Raw genomic sequence first — 17,929 nt, 5'->3', positions numbered from 1 at the left:
GTGCCCGGGGTCGTCCAGTCGACGTCCCACGGGCCGGGCCCAGTCCGTTCGCGTCTGGCCGACCTGCGCAGTCCCGTTCAGGGGACCGGGAGATGGCCGTGGCGCGTACCTCAGATCGGAGCTACGTGGTGATCCGCGTTGTGGTTGGCGAAAGTATGGGTCTGCTGCGCAGTGCGTTGTGCGCGGCGCTGGCCGGTGAGGAGGACATCGAGGTCGTCGCCGAGGTGACGGGTATCGGTGAGTTGCCCGCGATGGTGCGCCGACACCTGCCGGACGTGGTGCTGGTGGACCTGGCGTCGGGCGTTCCCGAGCCGGTGGCAGTGATCGTCGAGATCACCGAGGCGGCACCCGCGACAGCGGTTCTGGCCTTGAGCGACAGGTGGGGCCGGTGCCTGGTGGAGGAGGCGCTGACGGCCGGAGCGAAAGGACTGGTCGGCAAGGACGAGCCGCTGCACGAGCTGGTCCGGGCCGTACGGGCGCTCGCGGCGGGGGAGCGGGTCATCGACGTGGCCGCCGCCGCGACGGCGCTGCGGCCCGCCACCGGCCCGCTGACGCCTCGGGAGGCCGAGGTGCTGCGGATGGCCGCCGAGGGGCTACCGCTCAAGGAGATCGCCCATCGGCTGTTCCTGGCGCACGGCACGGTGCGTAACCACCTGTCGGCGATCATGCGCAAGACCGGTGCCCGCAACCGGATGGAGGCGGTCCTGCTCGCACGCCGTGACGGCTGGATGTGACCGTGGCTGGGGCCGCCGCCCGGCGGCCCCAGCCGGCCGCCGCCCGTCGACGGGCGAAACCGGCCAAGGCGTGTTTGAATGCTGACGTTCGGTGATCCAGCTGACGATGCTCGGGGAGCCTACGGTGATCCGTACCCTGCTCGCTATCGATGGCGCCCTGGTCCGTGGCGCCCTGTCCCTCGTGCTCGCCGCGGAGGACGACATCAGTGTGGTGGCGGAGGTGGATCGCGGTGACGTGGTCACGTGGACGATCCGCTCCCGCCGTCCGGACGTGGCAGTGGTCGACCTCGACCTCGTCGAAGGGCTGCCGGCGACCGACTCGTGTCCGCTGTTGGTGCTCGCCGAGCCGCGCCGGGCGGGGAGTCTGCATCGGATGCTCACCCCGTCCCGGACCGTCGGCGTCCTCGGCAGCGACGTCCCGCCGCAGCGGGTGGTGGACGGAATTCGCCGGCTGTCCCGTGGCGAGTCGGTGGTCGACGCGGATCTGGTGCTGGCGGCGCTGCACCGGGACAGCCCACTCACCCAGCGTGAGGCGCAGATTCTCGACCTGACCGCAGGTGGCGCGCCGGTCTCGGAGGTGGCCGGCTCACTCGGTCTCGCCCCTGGCACCGTCCGCAATCATCTCGGCAGGATCATCCGGAAGACGGGCGGCCGCACCAGAGTGGAGGCAGTCCAGGTGGCCCGGGACGCGGGGTGGATCTGACCGGGCTGCCGCGCCGGGTCAGCCGCGATGCGGCAATCCTCCGGCAGCCGCAGCACGCTCCGCGACAGCGGCACGGTCGGTGGTGACGACCCGATCCGCGCCGACCGGACGATCGCCGTCGGCGGCGCGATCCGGGTCGGCGGCTGGCGACGCCGTCGCGTCCCAGTGCCCAACCAGATCCCGGTAGACCGGTGAACGGGCGAGCAACTCGTGGTGGCTGCCCGCCAACGGACCGTCCTCGTCGAACACCAACACCCGACGGGCGCGGACGGCGGAACTGATCCGGTGGGCGATGACGACGAGGGTGCCCGGTCGTCGGGCGAACGCCGACTCGACGGTGGCCTCCAGCGTCGGGTCCAGGTGACAGGTGGCCTCGTCCAGGATGACCAGCGGGGCGGGGGCCAGGTAGGCGCGCACGGCGGCGATCAGTTGCCGCTCACCGGCGGAGAGCGTGGCCGGGTCGACCGTGGCGGCGAGGCCGCCCAGCCGCCGGGCGAGTACGTCGGCGCCGAGCCTGGCCAGCGCGGTCTCGACGGCCGCGTCGTCGGCGTCCGGACAGAGGTAACGGAGGTTGTCGGCCAGGGAGCCGCTGAAGACGTACGCCTCCTGCGGTACGAGCACCCGCAGCGTGGCCCGGTCGGCGGGGGCGACGGCGGCCACCGGCCGACCGGCGAGGTGGACCGTGCCGCGTTCCGGCTCGACCAGGCCGGCGACCAGTGCGGCCAGGGTGGACTTGCCGGTTCCGCTGGGCCCCACCACCGCGAGATGCTCCCCCTCGGGCAGGGCCATCGAGAAGTTGTCCAGGATCGGTCGGGCGCGGGGGCCATACCGGAAGGTCAGGTCGGCCACCCGAACCGCCGTGCGGTCAGCGTCCGGTTCCGGGGTGGGGATGGCCGCAGAGCCGCTGTGCGGAGGGGGACGGCAGGTGACCAGGATCCGTTCCAGAGTGACGGCGTAGCGCAGCCCTCCGCCACCGAGCCCCTGCACCAGGGCGTGCAGCGCGGGTTGCAGGCTGGTGGTGACGTAGACCAGCGCGCCGAGCACCGCGCCGGTGCTCAGCCCGCGCCGCACCAGCCACGGCGCGGCGAGCAGCAGGACCACCACCGGCAGCCAGCCGCCCAGGCCGAGGCTCAGGCTGCGCAGCGCGGACATCCGGGCGAGGGTCCGCTCGGCGTCGGCATGGTCGTCGACCCTGCGGTCGACCTCGGCCACCGCGCGTTCCTCGGCGCCGCAGGCGAGCACATCGCGGTGACCGGTGAGCGCGGTCGCCGCCGACCGGCCGAGCGCCTCACCGGCCCGCACCTGGGTGCGTTGGTGCGCCAGCATCGCCGGGAGCGCGGCGGCGAAGACGACAAGCCCGGCGAGCAGCGGGGCCGCCACCAGCGCCGCGACCGTGGCATCCAGGGCCAGCAGGCCGAGCAGGGCCGCTCCGGCGGTGAACAGGAAGCCGCGTACCACCATGACCAGGCCACCGAAGGTGTCCCGGACGATCTCCACGTGGTGGGTCAGGCGGGCCACCGGGGCGCTGTCCGGGTGACCGCCGGCCCGGGTGGCGTCGTGCAACGCGCCGTGGACCACCAGCCGGGCCAACTCGTCGCGGAACGGTTCCACCACGGCACCCAGGCTCCGGTAGACCCGCCCGGTCGCCACCGCGCCGAGCAGGATGGCCACGGCGAGTCCGCCCAGCCAGGCCAGGCCGGTGGCGAACCGGCCGGCCAGGAATCCCTGGTCGACGGCGCGGGCGACGAGCAGCCCGGCGAGCAGCGCCGGCAGGGACTCGACCACCGACCAGGCGGCGAGCCGGCCGACGTCCCGGCGACGCGCCCGCAGCGCCCGCCACGTCGTCCGGCCGATCTCGGGGCCGCTCATTGAGGGACACCGTCGCCCGCGAACACCGCCCGGTAGTCCGGGTCCGCCCAGAGCCGCCGGTGCGGGGCCAGGGCGCGCAGCCGACCGGCATCGAGCCAGGCGACCAGGTCGGCCGCGGCGGCCGTCGTCACCCGGTGGGTGACCACCAGGCGGGTACGTCCCGAATTCCGGCCGGTCAGCGCGCGGGTGATCCGATGTTCGGTGGCAGTGTCCAGGCTGGACGTCGCGTCGTCGAGGATGAGCAGCCGCTCGGCGTGGAACGCGCGCGCCAGCCCGAGCCGTTGTGCCTCACCCCCGGACAGCGGTGCGTCCACGGTCCGGGTACGGAATCCGTCGGGCAGCCGGGCGACGACCCCGTCGACCTGCGCGGCCCGGGCCGCCGCCAGGACGGCGGCGGTGGCCGGCGCACCGGTCGACGGCGGCCGGGCCGACCGTTCGGGCAGGCTGAGGCCGATCGCGTCGTGCACCGTCTCGCCGACCAGCACCGGGCGGTCGAAGGCGTGGCCCACCGCCCGACGCAGCGCGGCCCGGTCGAGACGGGTCAGCGGCACCCCGTCCAGCAGCACCTCACCGGTGTCCGGGTCGTACAACCGACCGGCCACGGCGGCCAGGGCGGACTTGCCGGCGCCGGAACGCCCGACGACGGCCACCGTGCAGCCGGCGGGCACGTCCAGGTCGATCGCGTCCAGGACCGGTCGGTCGTCGGCGCGCACACCGACCCCGCGCAGCCGCAGGTGGCCGCCGCCGGGTGGCAGCGGCTCGTCGCCGCCGGGGCGGACCGGACACGACAGCGGCTCGGCGATCCTGCGGGCCGCGGCCCGGCTGCGGACCAGCCGGTTGAGGGTGGCCAGCACCGCACCCAGCCCGGCCCCGAGCGCGGCGTACTGCACCGCGGCGACCAGTTGCCCGGGGGTCAGCCAGCCGACGCTCAGCGCGTACCCGCCGACGGCGACCACCGCGACCTGGAGCAGCGGCGCCACGGCCGCGACGCGGGCGTTGGCCCGGGCCAGCAACCGCCAGCCGAGCCGGCCGTGGCCGCGCAGCTGGGGCAGCGCCGCCAGCACCCGGTCACACTCGATGTCGGTGGTGCCGGCCGCGGCGATGGTGCGGGACCCGCCGAGCGCCTCCTGGAGCCGGCCGGCGATCGTCCCGAGCACCCGCTGGTACGCGGTGATCACTGCCGAGGCGTCGGTGACGAAGGTGGCCATGAGCACGGTCAGCACGCCCAGTCCGGCGAGGAGGGTGAGCCCGAGCACGGGCTCGAGCAGGAACAGTGCCACCACGCTGCCCAGCGGCGGCAGGACCGCGATCCCGCCCAGTGCCACGGCGGTGCCGGCCTGCCCGGTGTCAGCGGCCTGCCCGGCCAGCCGGCCGACCAGGTCACCGACCGGAAAGCGGCGCACGGCCCGGACGTCCAGCGCGAACAGGTGCCGCAGCAGCCGCCGGCGGAGCCGGGCGGTGGCCCGGGCGGCTCCGTACCCGCCGGCCAGGTCACCGAGGACGTCGGTGACCAGCAGGATGACGACCAGGGCGCAGGCGAGGACGGGCCACCGGGAGACATCACCACCGACTGCGGCGTCCACGGCGAGCCCCAGTACCGCGGGCAGGGCCAGTTCGGCGGCGGCACCGGTCAGCGCCACCACCACCAGCGCGACGGTCCAGCCGCCACCGTCGCGGACCACCCGGAACAGCAGGCGGTCTTCGCCGGCCAGCGTTCGCATCGGTCCTCCCGGTCGTACGGCGTGGCCCTGGACGGTCAGGTCACCGTCCAGGGCCTCGCGTGGTGCGGTCCGATCAGTTGCAGGTCGTCACGGACAGCGAGCTGTCGCCGCAGAGCAGCAGGCTCGCCCGGCTACCACCGCCGGTACGGTCGGCCGGAGCCGCCTCCAGTCCCTGAAGGTCGAGGAGCGCCATGTCGTGTCACCTCCTATCGGGCGTCGGGGTCAGGGTCGCCCCCGCCGTCGCGGGGGAGTCCGGTGCGCCGGTGAGGGGCGCGAGGAAGGGCAGGGTCGTCGGGGCGTCGGGTCGGGCGGTGGCCAGGGCCAGCAGTACGCCCGCGGTGCCGGTGGCGAGGTCCATGGACAGCCGCAGCAACTGCTCGCCGGGGAAGGCGGTGCCGTCCCGGTACGGCAGGGCGTGCCAGCCCAGCCGCCGGATCTGCCCGTCCAGCTCGCCGCGTAGCTCCGGATCGTCGGGTTGGGCGGCGAGATAGGCGATGATGCCGGCCCGCCCGGCGAAGAGGCCGGACTGTGCGTAGAACGGCGACCGGGCGGCGCGACGTACCGCGGCGCTCGCCTCGGCGAACTGCTCGTCGCTGCGGTGGCGCAGGTACTGGTCGAGGATGAGCCCGATGCCGACGCTGCCCTGCCCCAGGTAGGGCATGGTCCGCCAGCCCTCGTTGACCTCCAGCGCGCCGTCGGGACGTACCACGCAGCGACGCAGGTCCTGTCGTAGCGCGGTGGCGGCGTGGTCGAGCAGGTCCGGGTCGCCGGTCAGCTCATACATGCGCACCAGCAGCAGCGCCGCTCCGGTCCGGCCGCGTAGCAGCCCGGCGTAGGGGTGTCGCCCGCCGCTGACGTCGCCGCCGGGGTCGTCGGCGAGTCGTTCCACCAACTCTCCGGTGACCTGCCAGGCCGCCTCCCGCAGCGCCGGTTCCCCGGTACGCCCGCCCAGCTCGGCCAGGTTGAGGGCGATCCCCGCCAGCCCGCCGGCCAGGCTGTGGTCCAGCCCGGTGGTCGATTCGCGTAGGCAGATGTCGAGCACGTCGAGTGCGTCCTGCCGGCGACCGAGCACTTCCAGGGCGTACGCGACGCCGTGCAGGCCGTCGTAGAAGCCGCAGCGGGTGCCCGACGGGGGTGAGGTGGCCTGGCGGACCAGCCACTGCTCGTGTTCCGGCCACCGGCCGGCGCCGCCCTGGTGCAACGCGTACAGCACGCCGGCCGCCCCGTGGGCGAGGTTGAGCCCGCCGCTGCGGAACTGTTCGATGTCGCCGGGGAACAGCCGGTCGGTGCGTGCGGGCGTGGCGCTGGTGAGGATGGCGCGGGCCAGCCGGTCCCGGTCGACGGGTGGGACGTCGGCGGTGGGTGGGACGCGGTCCCCGGACTCGGCGTCGGCAGCGGTGATCTCGGCTACCGCCGCGTCGAGGAAGTCTCTCGGCACCGGGAAGGTGTCGGCGATGATGTCGGCCAGGTGCGCCGCCTTCGCGGGGACGAGGCGGACCAGTTGGGTCAGCGGCAGGAACAGGGCCAGCCGCAGGCAGGCCAGGGCGTAGTGGTCGACGGCCACGCCGGTCCGTCCCCGGGGCGCGGCGAAGCCCTGGTTGCGCAGACCTGGCCGACGGTGCCCGTCGATCGGGGCGGCCACCTCGAAGTCGACGAGCGCGACCCGGTCGTCCGGACGCAGCATGATGTTGAACAGGTGCAGGTCACCGTAGACCAGGCCGCGTGCGTGGATCGGCCGGACGACCTCGTCGACCTGGCGGTGGACGTCCAGCGCCCAGCTCGCGTACGCGGCGCGGTCCTCGTCGGTGGCGTCGGCGTCGATCAGCGGGTAGCGATCGACCAGGACCTTGTTCAGTGGGCGGCCCTCGATGAACTCCAGGGCGAGGAACCGGTGGTCGCCCAGGGCGAACTCGTCGTGCACCCGGGGCACCTGCGGCAGGTCGGCGAGCTGGCGCAGGACGGCGGCCTCCCGAGCCAGCCGGGTGACGGCGTCGGTACCGTCGGCGTCCAGGCCGGCGTGCGGCCGAGCCTCCTTGAACACGAGCTGGGTGTCGGTGCGCCTGTCGCGTCCGACGTACAGGCCGCCGCCGTTGGAGAAGTGGATGACCTTCTCGATCCGGTAGGGGACCTCTTCGGTGCTTGTCGCGTTGCGGGCGGCCAGGTGAGGCGCGAGGAAGTCGGGCAGCGTCACCCAGGACGGCACGTGGAAGACCGGGTCGCGGCGGTCCGGGACCAGGGTGCCGGTGTCGTCCTCGACGGCCGGGACCACCTGGCCGTCGGGGGAGTGGCAGTACCGGGCGGCGAAGCCGCCGTAGCGGACGTACACCGGGCCGGCCGCGTACCGCAGGTCGCTGAGGATGTACGGGCCGGCCTCGCCGGAGAGCAGCTCGTCGAGTTCCTTGCAGATCAGCTCGAGCTCGGCGTCGTCGCGCGGGTAGACGGTCACGAACTTGCCGCTGGCGGCGCGGGCCGCGTACTTGGAGTTGCGCAGCAGCAGGGTGCGGGGGCCGCGCAGGAACTTGAAGGACAGCCCCCGGGGTACGCAGTAGTCCCAGACGGTGTCCAGCACCCGGTCGGCGTTGGCGACCGTGGCCGACACGTGGACCTTCCAGCCCTGCTGCGGCAGGCGCTCGCCGTCCGGGGCGTGGATGAGCCAGTCGTCGAGCGGCTCCCGACGCCAGCCCGCCGGCAGCGGCCGATTCGCCGCGGCGAAGGTGGGCTGCGCGACGGCGCTGCCGAGGGAGTCGTAGAACAGCGGGTCGGCTGCGCAGTAGCTGTCGTAGCGCTCGTCCACTGTGTCGCCTCCCATCCGCCTGCCGGCTGCGGTCCTGTTGATGGATACGAGTCTGTCCGTTCGGCCTATGGCGTCCCTAGTGTTTTCAGTCATGGAGATGGATGCGTGCCGCACGACCGGTCATGACAAATGACAGTTGCGGCGCAGACGATGGGACTGTCCGGTTCCCGTTGCCGGCACGGGTCGGCATGGTCGCGCCCGCACCGGTCCGGGCAGGTACGGTGCTCGCCGTGACCTCAGACGATCACCTGTCGGTATCCGGTGGGCCCGTCGCCGTGCTGGCCAACCCGACCGCCGGCCGTGGCCGGCACCGGGGGTTGCTGCCGGACCTGCTGGACGGGATCACGGCCGCCGGTCGGCCGGTACGGCTGTTGCGGGCCGGCAGCGCGGCCGAGGCCGAGGCGGCCTGCCGGGCCGCCGTCGCCGAAGGAGCCGGTGCCCTGGTCGCGGTGGGTGGCGACGGCACGGTGCACCGGGCGATGCAGGCCGTCGCCGGCACCTCGGTGCCGTTCGGGCCGGTGCCGGCGGGCACCGGCAACGACTTCGCGGTGGAGACCGGCTTTCCAGCCGACCCCCGGGCCGCGGTCGACGTCATCGCGGCGGCCCTGCGCGAGGGGCGCAGTCGGCCGGTCGACCTGGCCCGGATGACCGGCGCCGACGGCACGCTCCGCTGGTACGGCGCGGTGCTGGCGGCCGGGTTCGACGCGATCGTCAACGAGCGGGCCAACCGGATGCGCTGGCCGCGTGGTCCACGCCGCTACGACCTGGCCATCCTGGCGGAGTTGGCCCGGCTACGTCCCCGCCGGTACACCCTCACCCTCGACGGCGAGCGGATCGAGGTCGACGCGGTCCTGGTGGCGGTCGGCAACGGCGCCAGCTACGGCGGCGGGATGCGGATCTGCCCCGACGCGGACCCGACCGACGGCCTGCTCGACGTGGTGGTCGGCGGCCGGTTCGACCGACGCACCCTGATCCGGGTCAAGCCGCGCATCTATGCCGGTACCCACGTCAACCATCCCCTGGTGCACACCTACCGCGTCCGCACCGTCACCCTCGCCGCGGACGGCATCACCACCTACGCCGACGGCGAGCGCTCCCTGCCCCTCCCACTCACCGTCACCGCCACCCCCCACGCCCTCCACCTCCTCCGCTGACCGTCCCCCGCCCCGCCGTTCCCCGCGTCCCCCGTTTCCCCGTTGATCATGCAGTTGTGGCACCGGATGAAAGCCGCGTACCCGAACGAATCAGGTGCCACAACTGCATGATCGCGGCGGTCAGGGGGTGTGCAGGAGGTTGAGGACGGAGCCGAGGGAGTTGGGTCGGCCGGGGTCGGCGGCGGGAAGGATCAGCGCGGCGCAGCCGGCGGCGACGGCACCGGCGTCGGCGGGGGTGTCGCCGACCATGAGTGACTCCTCCGGGTCGACGCCGAGCAGGCCGCAGGCCCGCCAGAAGATCGCCGGGTCGGGCTTGCAGCGGCCCACCTCGTACGACAGCACGTGGGCGTCGACCAGGTCGGCCAGTCCCCAGGCGTCGAAGAGGGGCCGGATGTCGAAACCGATGTTGCTGACCACGGCCACCCGGACGTCGGCGGTCCGCAGCGCGGCGAGGGTCGGCGCGGTATCGGGGTAGGGCACCCACCCCTGCGGCGTGCGCACCCGCTCGTACAGCGCCTCGGCGAAGCCGTCGATGCCGGTGTCGACCGTGTCGGCCAGCCCGGTGTAGGCACCACGGTGGGCGTGCTCGTAAAGATCCCGGTCGGCCCACAACTCGGCCAGGTGGGGTGGCACCCGGGCGGGCAGCGGCCCACCGGCGCGGCCGGCGGTGAGCAGCCGGTCGGCCAGGGCGGTCGCCCGGACGCGGTCCAGATCCACCCCGCACGCCGACGCGGCGGCCAGCACCCACTGGCTGGGCTCCTCCACCTGCGCCAGGGTGCCGTGGAAGTCGAACAGGACCGCCCGCACCTGCCGACGGGACGGACCCCGACCGTCGACGTCGGGCACGGGGCTGGTCGGTTCGGCATGATCCGGCACGTCGTGCACCCTACCGACCCACTCCGACCGCCCCGGCGGTCGGCCTTGCCGGGTGCTCGTCGTGGGCACGCACTAATCTTGGTGACATGTCGAGCCCCGCCGAGCGGTACGCCGCGGCGCGCCGCCGGGCCGCCCAGGCCTCACAGTTCCCGGCGCTGGAAGAGTTCACCGCTGACCTGGGGTTCGACCTCGACGACTTCCAGCGGGAATCGTGCCAGGCCCTGGAACGGGGCAGTGGCGTGCTGGTCTGCGCCCCGACCGGGGCCGGCAAGACGGTGGTCGGTGAGTTCGCCGTACACCTGGCGTTGCGGGGTGCGCCCGGGCGGCCGGCGCCGGTCGACGGGGTCCGGCGCAAGTGCTTCTACACCACGCCGATCAAGGCGCTGTCGAACCAGAAGTACCACGACCTGGTCGACCGCTACGGTGCCGAGCAGGTCGGGCTGCTCACCGGTGACAACGCCATCAACGGTGACGCTCCGGTGGTGGTGATGACCACCGAGGTGCTGCGCAACATGCTGTACGCCGGCTCGGCCACCCTCGACGGCCTGGCCTACGTGGTGATGGACGAGGTCCACTACCTGGCCGACCGGTTCCGTGGCGGGGTGTGGGAGGAGGTCATCATCCACCTGCCCGCCTCGGTGACCCTGGTGTCGCTGTCGGCCACGGTCTCCAATGCCGAGGAGTTCGCCGACTGGCTGATCACGGTTCGGGGCGAGACCACCGTGGTGGTCAGCGAGCACCGGCCGGTGCCGCTGTGGCAGCACATGCTGGTCGGCAAGCGGATGTTCGACCTGTTCCACGACGCCGCGGCGGCCCGCAAGCACGACGTGCACCCGGAGCTGCTGCGCTACACGCGGGACACGATGCGCCGGCTGGATCTCGGTGAGGGACGCTCCGCCGGCTTCGGTGCCGGCCGGCGCGGCCCCCGCTGGCGGGGGCCGCTGCGCCCGGACATCGTCGACCGGCTGGACCGCGAGGGGCTGCTGCCGGCGATCCTGTTCATCTTCAGCCGGGCCGGCTGCGACGCCGCGGTGCAGCAGTGCCTCGCCGCCGGGCTGCGGCTCACCTCACCCGAGGAGCGGGCAGAGATCCGCCGCGTGGTGGAGTCGCGGGTGACCGCGATCCCCGGCGAGGACCTGTCGGTGCTCGGCTACTGGGAGTGGCTCGACGGGCTGGAGCGCGGGCTGGCCGCGCACCACGCCGGGATGCTGCCGGCGTTCAAGGAGGTCGTGGAGGAGCTGTTCGTCCGGGGGCTGGTGAAGGCGGTCTTCGCCACCGAGACCCTCGCCCTGGGCATCAACATGCCGGCCCGCTGCGTGGTCCTGGAACGCCTGGTCAAGTACAACGGCGAGGCGCACGTCGACCTGACCCCGGGGGAGTACACCCAGCTCACCGGGCGGGCCGGTCGTCGGGGCATCGACGTGGAGGGGCACGCCGTGGTGGTGTGGTCGCCGGAGACCGACCCCCGGCATGTGGCGGGTCTGGCCTCCACCCGGACGTATCCGCTGCGGTCCAGCTTCCGGCCGTCGTACAACATGGCGGTGAACCTGGTCGGCAGCGTCGGCGCGGAATCGGCGCGGGCGCTGCTGGAGTCGTCGTTCGCGCAGTTCCAGGCGGACCGTTCGGTGGTCGGCCTGGCCCGGCAGGTGCAACGCAACACCGAGACCATCGAGGCGTACGGCGTCGAGGCGGAGTGCCACCACGGCGACTTCGACGAGTACTTCGCCCTGCGGGTCGCCATCGCCGACCGGGAGCGGGCCATCGCCCGGCAGGGGCAGAGCCAGCGCCGGGCGGCGGCGGTGGCGGCCCTGGAGCGGCTGCGGGTGGGTGACGTGATCCGGGTGCCGTCCGGGCGGCGGGCCGGCCTGGCCGTGGTGCTCGATCCGGCGGCCGGTGGCTTCAGCGAGCCGCGCCCGCTGGTGCTCACCCAGGATCGCTGGGCCGGCCGGATCAGCCCCGGCGACTTCACCACCCCGGCCGAGGTGCTGGCCCGCATCCGGGTGCCGAAGCATTTCAACCACCGCAATCCGGCGGCCCGGCGTGACCTGGCGGCACAGGTCAGCGGCACCGGACTGGACCGACACTCCCGCCGTGGCGCCCGGGGCCGGCAGTCGGGGGAGGACCACCAGCTCAGCCAGCTGCGTACCGAGCTGCGCCGGCATCCCTGCCACGCCTGCCCGGAGCGGGAGGAGCACGCCCGCTGGGCCGAGCGTCGTCGCCGGCTGGAGCGCGACACCGAGGAGCTGCGGCAGCGGGTCGCCGGTCGGACGGGGTCGTTGGCGCGTACCTTCGACCGGATCGTCGCGCTGCTCACCGGGCGCGGCTACCTCGCCGCCGACGGCGCCGTCACCGACGCCGGCCGGATGCTCGGGCGGATCTGGACGGAGGCGGACCTGCTCGTGGCGGAGTGCCTCCGGCGTGGCGTCTGGGACGGGCTGTCGCCCGCCGAGCTGGCCGCCGCGGTGTCGGTGGTGGTCTTCGAGGCCCGCCGCGACGTCGACGAACGCGCCTCGCTGCCGCGCGGCGCGGTGGCCGAGGCGGTCGACGCGACCCTGAAGCTGTGGAGCGAGATCGAGGCTGAGGAGGCGTCGCGCGGGCTGGCCGTCACCCGCGAGCCGGATCTCGGTTTCGCCTGGCCGGTCTACCGCTGGGCCCGGGGTGAGGCGCTGGCGAAGGTGCTGGCCAGCGGGCACGAGCTCGACGGCGAGATGCCCGCCGGGGACTTCGTCCGATGGGCTCGTCAGGTGGTGGACCTGCTCGGCCAGCTGGCCGACTCCGGTGGCGCCTCGACCGAGCTGCGGGCCACCGCACGGCAGGCGATCAACGCCGTCAACCGAGGTGTGCTGGCGTACCATTCGCCGGCCTGAACCGGCCCGGCTGCCGCCGGGCGACCGTCGGAATCGACGCATCGCTGCGTCACCGCAGCGGCACCCCACGAATTGCCCGGGGGGCCTGTTGTGCCTGGTGAGGGCGTCCCGGATCATGTCATCGGCGCGTGCGCTACGCGCCGGTAGCAGCTCTGGGGGGAGCCCACGTGGCGGACATCAATCACTTTGAGTACGGCTGGATCACACCGGCGTTGAGCTACGCGCTGTCGGTGCTCGGTTCCATCCTCGGCCTGGTCTGTGCCGGCCGCATCCGGACCGCCGCCAGCACCGGCCAGAAGCTCTGGTGGGGGACCCTGGCCGCCTGGGCGCTCGGTGGCACGGCGATCTGGACGATGCACTTCATGGCGATGCTGGGCTTCGCGGTGACCGGGTCGCGGATCCGCTACGACGTGCCGATCACCGTTGGCAGCGCGCTGATCGCGGTGATCGCGGTCGGCATCGGCCTGGCGATCGTGGGTACCGGTCGGCTCTCGGCGGGGCGGATAGTCGGTGGCGGCCTGTTCACCGGCGCCGGAGTGGCGGCGATGCACTACACCGGCATGGCGGCGATGCGGCTGGACGGTCGGTTGCTCTACGACAACCTCCGGGTGGGGTTGTCGGTGCTGATCGCCGTCGTCGCGGCCACCGTCGCGCTCTGGCTCGCGGTGACCGTACGCAAGGGGGTGGCGATCTTCGCCTCGGCGCTGGTGATGGGGGTGGCGGTCAACGGCATGCACTTCACCGGGATGAGCGCCCTGTCGGTGCACCTGCACGAGGAGCGCGGCGAGATCAGCGGGGCCGGTGTCGGTACGCTGCTGATCCCGATCGTGCTGTTGGTCATCTTCGGCGTGGTCGGTCTGGTGTACGCGTTGCTCGCCGCACCCACCGACGAGGACCGCGCCGCGCTCGCCTACCTGGACGCCCGGCGACCGCAGCCGCCCACGGCGACCGCGACGCCGAACGCCGACGCACCCGATCCGGTGGGGCTGCGCGCCCGGTCGACGCTGGCCCGCCCCGGGGCCCAGTTTCCGTCCCGCCGGGACCATTCGTCGCGCTGACCGTCGCGGAAAGTGTCGTACCCGGCACCGACCATGTATTCATGGCTGTCCCCGCCCTCACTCCGCGAAACGCCCCGGCGCGCTCGCTGCCCCTTCGCGAGGCGCGCACCCGACTCAGCCAACTCGTCGCCATGGCCGAACTGACCGACTCGGTCACGGTGGTCACCCGCGACGGCGACCCCCGGCCCGTCGCCGCGATCGTGCCGGCTGCCGCCGCCCGCACCGTCGCTGAGGCCCGCGCCGACGCCGGGCGCCTGGCCGAGGTCACCGCCGGCTGGTCTCGGCGCCTCGACGCTCAGCGGCAGCAGAGCGGGCGCCGGCACGCCGCCGAGCTGCGGGCGGTGACCACGGCGCTCGCCGAGGTCTGGGCCGAACTCGATCGACGTTTCCCGCCGGGAAGTGATCCCGCGCTGACCCGGTTGCGCGCGGCCCACGCCCAGCTGCTCGCCGACTGAGAGACCGCTGGGGAGATCGTCGCGGGGTCCCGACGGTCTCCGGGTCGTCCCGGGCCGGCTCGACCCGGCCCGACGGCGAGCCACGGTTTCCGGCTCAGCGCCGACCTGGGCGGCCCTTGAGTCGGCGGCCCAGCTCGCGGGCGATCTCCCGGTTCGCGTCGCGTTCGGCCAGCACCTGCCGCTTGTCGTACGACCGTCGCCCCTTGGCCAGCGCCAGCTCGACCTTTGCCCAGCCGCCGGAGAAGTACATCGACAGCGGCACCAGGGTGATCCCGCCCTCGCGGGTCCGGTCCAGGATCCGGGCGATCTCCACCCGGCGCAGTAGCAGCTTGCGGGTCCGCCGGGGCGCGTGGTTGGTCCAGGTGCCGTAGCCGTACTCGGCGATGTGCAGGCCGTACAGCATGATCTCCCCGTCGCGTTCCTGCGCGAAGGCGTCGACAAGCGAGACGCGACCCGCCCGCAGCGACTTGACCTCCGTGCCGGCCAGCACGATGCCGGCCTCGTAGGTCTTGAGCACGGCGTAGTCGTGCCGGGCTCGACGGTTCGACGCGATCAGTGTCCGCTCGGCGCTGGGGGAGGTGCCCATTCGGGGAAGGATAGCCGCACCGCCGATCGGCTCAGGCCGGCTTGTCGTGCTCACGCAGCCGGGCCCGCAGCCGGCTCGCCAGCTCCGCCACCGCTGTTTCGAAGCGCGGATCGGATTCGCCGGGCCAGTGCCCGACGATCGGGTGCGGGACGCTGTCGCCGGGTGGCGGACGAACGCCGACCGGATCCCGCAGCCGCCGGTCCACGGTGCCGGCGGCGTCGGACACCGCCGGCGGACGCTCCGGCCGGTGCGGCGAGAACACCCATCCGCCGATCGGGTCGGTGTCCCGCCACAGGTTGGTCCACCGCCAGCCGACCCGGTCGCCCACCTCACGGAGCACCTCGTCACTGACGTACGCCGGAAACAGCCGGGCGTAGAGCCGGCGCAGCGGTGAGCCGTAGGTCAGCAGCGCCAACCGGCCGCACACCTCGGGCGGCAGTTGCAGGATCGTGGCCGCGAGCAGCACCGAGCCGTGACTGTGCCCGGTGAGCAGCACTCCGTGACCCTGGTCAGTGAGGTGCACGATCCGTCGACCCAGTTCCGGCACCGCGCGCTCGGCGTAGCAGGGCGGCGCGAAGGGGTGCGCCACCCGTGGCCAGAACGTCCCCAGGTCCCACAGCACGCCCACGTACCTGCGGAACCGGGACGTACGGTACGCGAAGATGCCGCCGACGAGCAGCGCGAGCACCACCGCCGCGATGAGGAAACTGCCCATCTGGATACCGAAGTTGGTCGCCGCGGCCGGAATGCCGGTGAACCGCTGCACCGTGGGGCCGGGCGCTAGCCCCAGCATGCCGAGCAGGCTGCTGGGCATGCCCACCCCGACGACACAGGCGTACACCACCGCGAGTGACTCCACCCGTTCGGTGAACCGCGCCCGGGCGATCATGCGTTCGACCTGGTGCAGGCGGTACCGGGCGGCCGGCGGTGCGTCGGGAAAGTCGTGCGCGACGGTGGCTCGGGCGGTACGCATCCGGGGGATACGACTGACCAGCACGATGATCAGCGCCGCCAGCAGGGTGGCTGCCGCTGCCACCAGGAAGACGAAGATGGCCCATTTGTAGCCCAGCGGCGGGCTGATCTCCCGCTCCCCGTCGGCGTCGGCACGGCGGTTGAGGAAATCGGCCACCCGGTAGACCAGGTCCGCGGAGATCGCCACCGCCAGCCCGGTCGCGCTGGCCGCGATCACGGGCGCGCCCAGCCCGCGTAGCGGTCCGGCGCCGAGCCCGTTACGGCCAAATCCGCGACGCGCCTCATCGGGCTCGACACTGGGTGCGGGTGCCGCACCGCGGCCGGCGCCTCGACGCCCGGGTGGTTCGGCGGTGTTGGCGGTGCTGTGGCGTCGGCTCCGGGCGATCAGCGCGCCTGTGCCGAGCAGGAACAGCAGGACCGCCTGGGCGGAGATGACCAGCCCGACGGCGGTGGCGTAGCCGGGCAGCCCGTCCCGGATCCGCCACGGAGTGGGGTCGACCGACACCGCGACCAGCACCACAGCGATCAAGACGAAGGCCAGGTTGCGCAGCCCGCGCGCGATCCGGTCCGCGTATGAGCCGGTCGGCAGCAGGTCGACGAACGGGTGCGCGCAGACCAGCACGATGCTGGCCAACAGCACCGCACCGCTGACGACGGCCAGGGCCACGCTGAGCGGCGACGGACCCGAATTGATCCGGGCGGCGACCAGGCCGAGGCCGAGGGTCATCAGCCCGGCGGCGCCGTGCAGCGAACAGAGCCGGTCCACGGTCGGCCCGCTGTCCCACTGGCCCACCGCGCTGAGCTGGTGGCCCCCCGAGGTGCTGATCGGGGTGTGAAAGGCGTCGAAGTTGCGGCCTGGGCGGACACCGAGCAGCCAGACCAGCATGAGCGCGCCGAGGGGCAGCAGCGCGAAGACCGCAAGGGTCAGCCCGGGAGGTCGGTCGCTGATCCAGGACAGCCACGGCCGCCCGGCCAGACAGGACGGGTTCGGCACGCACCGCCAGGCGATCAGATCCAGCGCCACGCCCATCGCCGCCAGCACGTACAGCATGGTGAGGCTGAGGGCGAGCAGCCGGCACAACGCCTTCACTCCGGAATCGGGCTTGTGGCCTGGGGGCGGCCGCATCCAGATCGCGACGTTGCACAGCATGAACGGCAGCAGGAACATCAGCGACAGCGTGCGGATGGTGGTGCCGGAGGGCAGTTCACCCCATCGGTACGCCTCCAGCGTCACGCCCGCCGGGCCCCTGGTGTCCGGATAGCCCGGGCGCGGCCGGTAGAACCCGCCGTTGCGGTCCCCGGCGACCTGGTGGCTGTGCGGACGGTCGAGGATCTGTTCGGCGTCGGCACCGGACACGCCGTGCACCCGCAGCTCCACGACGTCGTCCGAGGCCCCCGGCTCGCTGGTCATCGGCCCCCCGGAACGTGTGCACCGACCCGGCCTGGCACGGGCCGGCGTACCGGTGCGGTCCCCCCTTCTACCCGCCGAGCCGACGAACACGCCTGCTGGCGATGCCCGGCGGGTCAGACCGGGCGGCGGGCGAGGAAGTCAGCCAGTACCTCGGTGTGGGTGGAGAAGGCCAGCTCGGTCGGCTCGGTCAGCACCAGCCACTCGGTGGCCTCCGCGGTCGGCGCCGAGGGCGGAAGCTCCTCGGCGGGGCGTACCGGCAGCTCTCCGAAGATCAGCATGGTGCCGCCGGCCGGCGCGCTCTGCACGGTGACCAGCCTGGCGCCGGCCGCGTCGGCATGCAGGCCGGTCTCCTCGCGCAGCTCGCGGACCAGCGCGTCCTCCCACCGTTCGCCGTGCTCGATGAACCCGCCGGGCAGCGCGAGCCGCCCCCGGGCGGGTTCGATGTCCCGCCGGACGACCACCACGCCGAGGCCGGTGGCGGTCAGCACCGGCTGTACGGCCACCGCTACCGGCAGCGGATTACGCCAGACCTGTTGACCACAGCTCGCGCAGAGCCGGGGCCAGCCGACCGGCGGCGGGTAGGCCGCGCCGCAGTACGAACAATGCGAGTACGCCACGCCAGTCATGCCGCAGCACGTTACCTGGCATGCGGCCGGGCATCGCCGGCAGCGGAGCCCGGGCACGTCCCACCACCGCCCGACCAGCTGGGCAGCGCGATCGACCTGGCCC

At 73.5% G+C, this 17,929-nt stretch carries 14 protein-coding genes; 6 read left to right on the top strand and 8 right to left on the bottom strand.

All coding sequences use genetic code 11. The features are described 5' to 3' along the window. The first annotated feature begins 98 nt into the window (after positions 1-98). Both KBX50_RS01555 and KBX50_RS01550 read left to right on the top strand, forming a co-directional pair. Positions 99-734, top strand: coding sequence for a response regulator transcription factor (locus KBX50_RS01555; protein WP_307870800.1), 636 nt, complete (start codon positions 99-101; stop codon positions 732-734). Positions 735-858: 124 nt separating this feature from the next. After that, complete coding sequence (locus KBX50_RS01550; RefSeq protein ID WP_210933931.1) at positions 859-1,437, top strand: response regulator transcription factor; 579 nt, start codon at positions 859-861, stop codon at positions 1,435-1,437. A gap of 18 nt (positions 1,438-1,455) precedes the next feature. Here the strand turns inward: KBX50_RS01550 and KBX50_RS01545 are convergent, their stop codons facing one another. From KBX50_RS01545 to lanKC, 4 genes are all read right to left on the bottom strand, one after another. Next, complete coding sequence (locus tag KBX50_RS01545) at positions 1,456-3,306, bottom strand: ABC transporter ATP-binding protein (protein ID WP_210933930.1); 1,851 nt, start codon at positions 3,304-3,306, stop codon at positions 1,456-1,458. Then, positions 3,303-5,027: an ABC transporter ATP-binding protein gene (locus KBX50_RS01540; RefSeq protein ID WP_210933929.1), complete on the bottom strand. Its 1,725-nt coding sequence runs from the start codon at positions 5,025-5,027 to the stop codon at positions 3,303-3,305. The genes KBX50_RS01545 and KBX50_RS01540 overlap by 4 nt, the downstream gene beginning before the upstream one ends. A 73-nt stretch (positions 5,028-5,100) precedes the next feature. Beyond that, entirely contained in the window at positions 5,101-5,220 is a 120-nt protein-coding gene (locus KBX50_RS01535; protein WP_093405935.1) for a SapB/AmfS family lanthipeptide, read from the bottom strand. Between the two features lie 6 nt (positions 5,221-5,226). Further along, entirely contained in the window at positions 5,227-7,836 is a 2,610-nt protein-coding gene (lanKC, locus tag KBX50_RS01530; RefSeq protein ID WP_210933927.1) for a class III lanthionine synthetase LanKC, read from the bottom strand. Positions 7,837-8,042: 206 nt separating this feature from the next. Between lanKC and KBX50_RS01525 the strand changes: the two genes are divergently transcribed. Beyond that, positions 8,043-8,975, top strand: a complete 933-nt coding sequence (locus KBX50_RS01525; protein WP_307870815.1) for a diacylglycerol kinase — start codon at positions 8,043-8,045, stop codon at positions 8,973-8,975. A gap of 120 nt (positions 8,976-9,095) precedes the next feature. Here the strand turns inward: KBX50_RS01525 and KBX50_RS01520 are convergent, their stop codons facing one another. Continuing rightward, positions 9,096-9,851, bottom strand: a complete 756-nt coding sequence (locus KBX50_RS01520) for an HAD-IA family hydrolase (RefSeq protein ID WP_307870799.1) — start codon at positions 9,849-9,851, stop codon at positions 9,096-9,098. Between the two features lie 86 nt (positions 9,852-9,937). Between KBX50_RS01520 and KBX50_RS01515 the strand changes: the two genes are divergently transcribed. The 3 genes from KBX50_RS01515 (at position 9,938) to KBX50_RS01505 (ending at position 14,231) form a co-directional block, all read left to right on the top strand. Next, positions 9,938-12,718: an RNA helicase gene (locus KBX50_RS01515; protein ID WP_210933925.1), complete on the top strand. Its 2,781-nt coding sequence runs from the start codon at positions 9,938-9,940 to the stop codon at positions 12,716-12,718. Between the two features lie 167 nt (positions 12,719-12,885). Beyond that, a complete protein-coding gene (locus KBX50_RS01510; protein WP_210933923.1) occupies positions 12,886-13,776 on the top strand; it encodes an MHYT domain-containing protein in 891 nt (296 codons plus the stop codon). A gap of 41 nt (positions 13,777-13,817) precedes the next feature. Beyond that, a complete protein-coding gene (locus tag KBX50_RS01505; protein ID WP_093405922.1) occupies positions 13,818-14,231 on the top strand; it encodes a hypothetical protein in 414 nt (137 codons plus the stop codon). A 94-nt stretch (positions 14,232-14,325) separates the two neighbouring features. Here KBX50_RS01505 and smpB read toward each other — a convergent pair whose 3' ends face one another. From smpB to KBX50_RS01490, 3 genes are all read right to left on the bottom strand, one after another. Next, a complete protein-coding gene (smpB, locus tag KBX50_RS01500) occupies positions 14,326-14,817 on the bottom strand; it encodes an SsrA-binding protein SmpB (protein WP_210933921.1) in 492 nt (163 codons plus the stop codon). 31 nt (positions 14,818-14,848) lie between these two features. Then, positions 14,849-17,200 carry a hypothetical protein gene (locus KBX50_RS01495; RefSeq protein WP_210933919.1) on the bottom strand — a complete coding sequence of 784 codons (2,352 nt, stop codon included), beginning with the start codon at positions 17,198-17,200 and terminating at the stop codon, positions 14,849-14,851. A 113-nt stretch (positions 17,201-17,313) separates the two neighbouring features. Then, positions 17,314-17,826 (bottom strand): NUDIX domain-containing protein, encoded by a 513-nt coding sequence (locus tag KBX50_RS01490; RefSeq protein ID WP_210933917.1) that lies wholly within the window; start codon positions 17,824-17,826, stop codon positions 17,314-17,316. Positions 17,827-17,929: the final 103 nt, after the last annotated feature.

Origin of the sequence: Micromonospora sp. C51, from assembly GCF_018070435.1 — a bacterium.
Taxonomy (GTDB): Bacteria; Actinomycetota; Actinomycetes; order Mycobacteriales; family Micromonosporaceae; genus Micromonospora; species Micromonospora sediminimaris.
This window is presented reverse-complemented; position numbering and strand designations above follow the sequence as displayed.

Coding starts and splice junctions, on each gene's coding strand:
- KBX50_RS01495 (WP_210933919.1), bottom strand. CDS start 17,200: ATGACCAGCGAGCCGGGGGCCTCGGACGACGTCGTGGAGCTGCGGGTG.
- KBX50_RS01540 (WP_210933929.1), bottom strand. CDS start 5,027: ATGCGAACGCTGGCCGGCGAAGACCGCCTGCTGTTCCGGGTGGTCCGC.
- smpB (WP_210933921.1), bottom strand. CDS start 14,817: ATGGGCACCTCCCCCAGCGCCGAGCGGACACTGATCGCGTCGAACCGT.
- KBX50_RS01545 (WP_210933930.1), bottom strand. CDS start 3,306: ATGAGCGGCCCCGAGATCGGCCGGACGACGTGGCGGGCGCTGCGGGCG.
- KBX50_RS01535 (WP_093405935.1), bottom strand. CDS start 5,220: ATGGCGCTCCTCGACCTTCAGGGACTGGAGGCGGCTCCGGCCGACCGT.
- lanKC (WP_210933927.1), bottom strand. CDS start 7,836: ATGGGAGGCGACACAGTGGACGAGCGCTACGACAGCTACTGCGCAGCC.
- KBX50_RS01505 (WP_093405922.1), top strand. CDS start 13,818: ATGGCTGTCCCCGCCCTCACTCCGCGAAACGCCCCGGCGCGCTCGCTG.
- KBX50_RS01515 (WP_210933925.1), top strand. CDS start 9,938: ATGTCGAGCCCCGCCGAGCGGTACGCCGCGGCGCGCCGCCGGGCCGCC.
- KBX50_RS01490 (WP_210933917.1), bottom strand. CDS start 17,826: ATGACTGGCGTGGCGTACTCGCATTGTTCGTACTGCGGCGCGGCCTAC.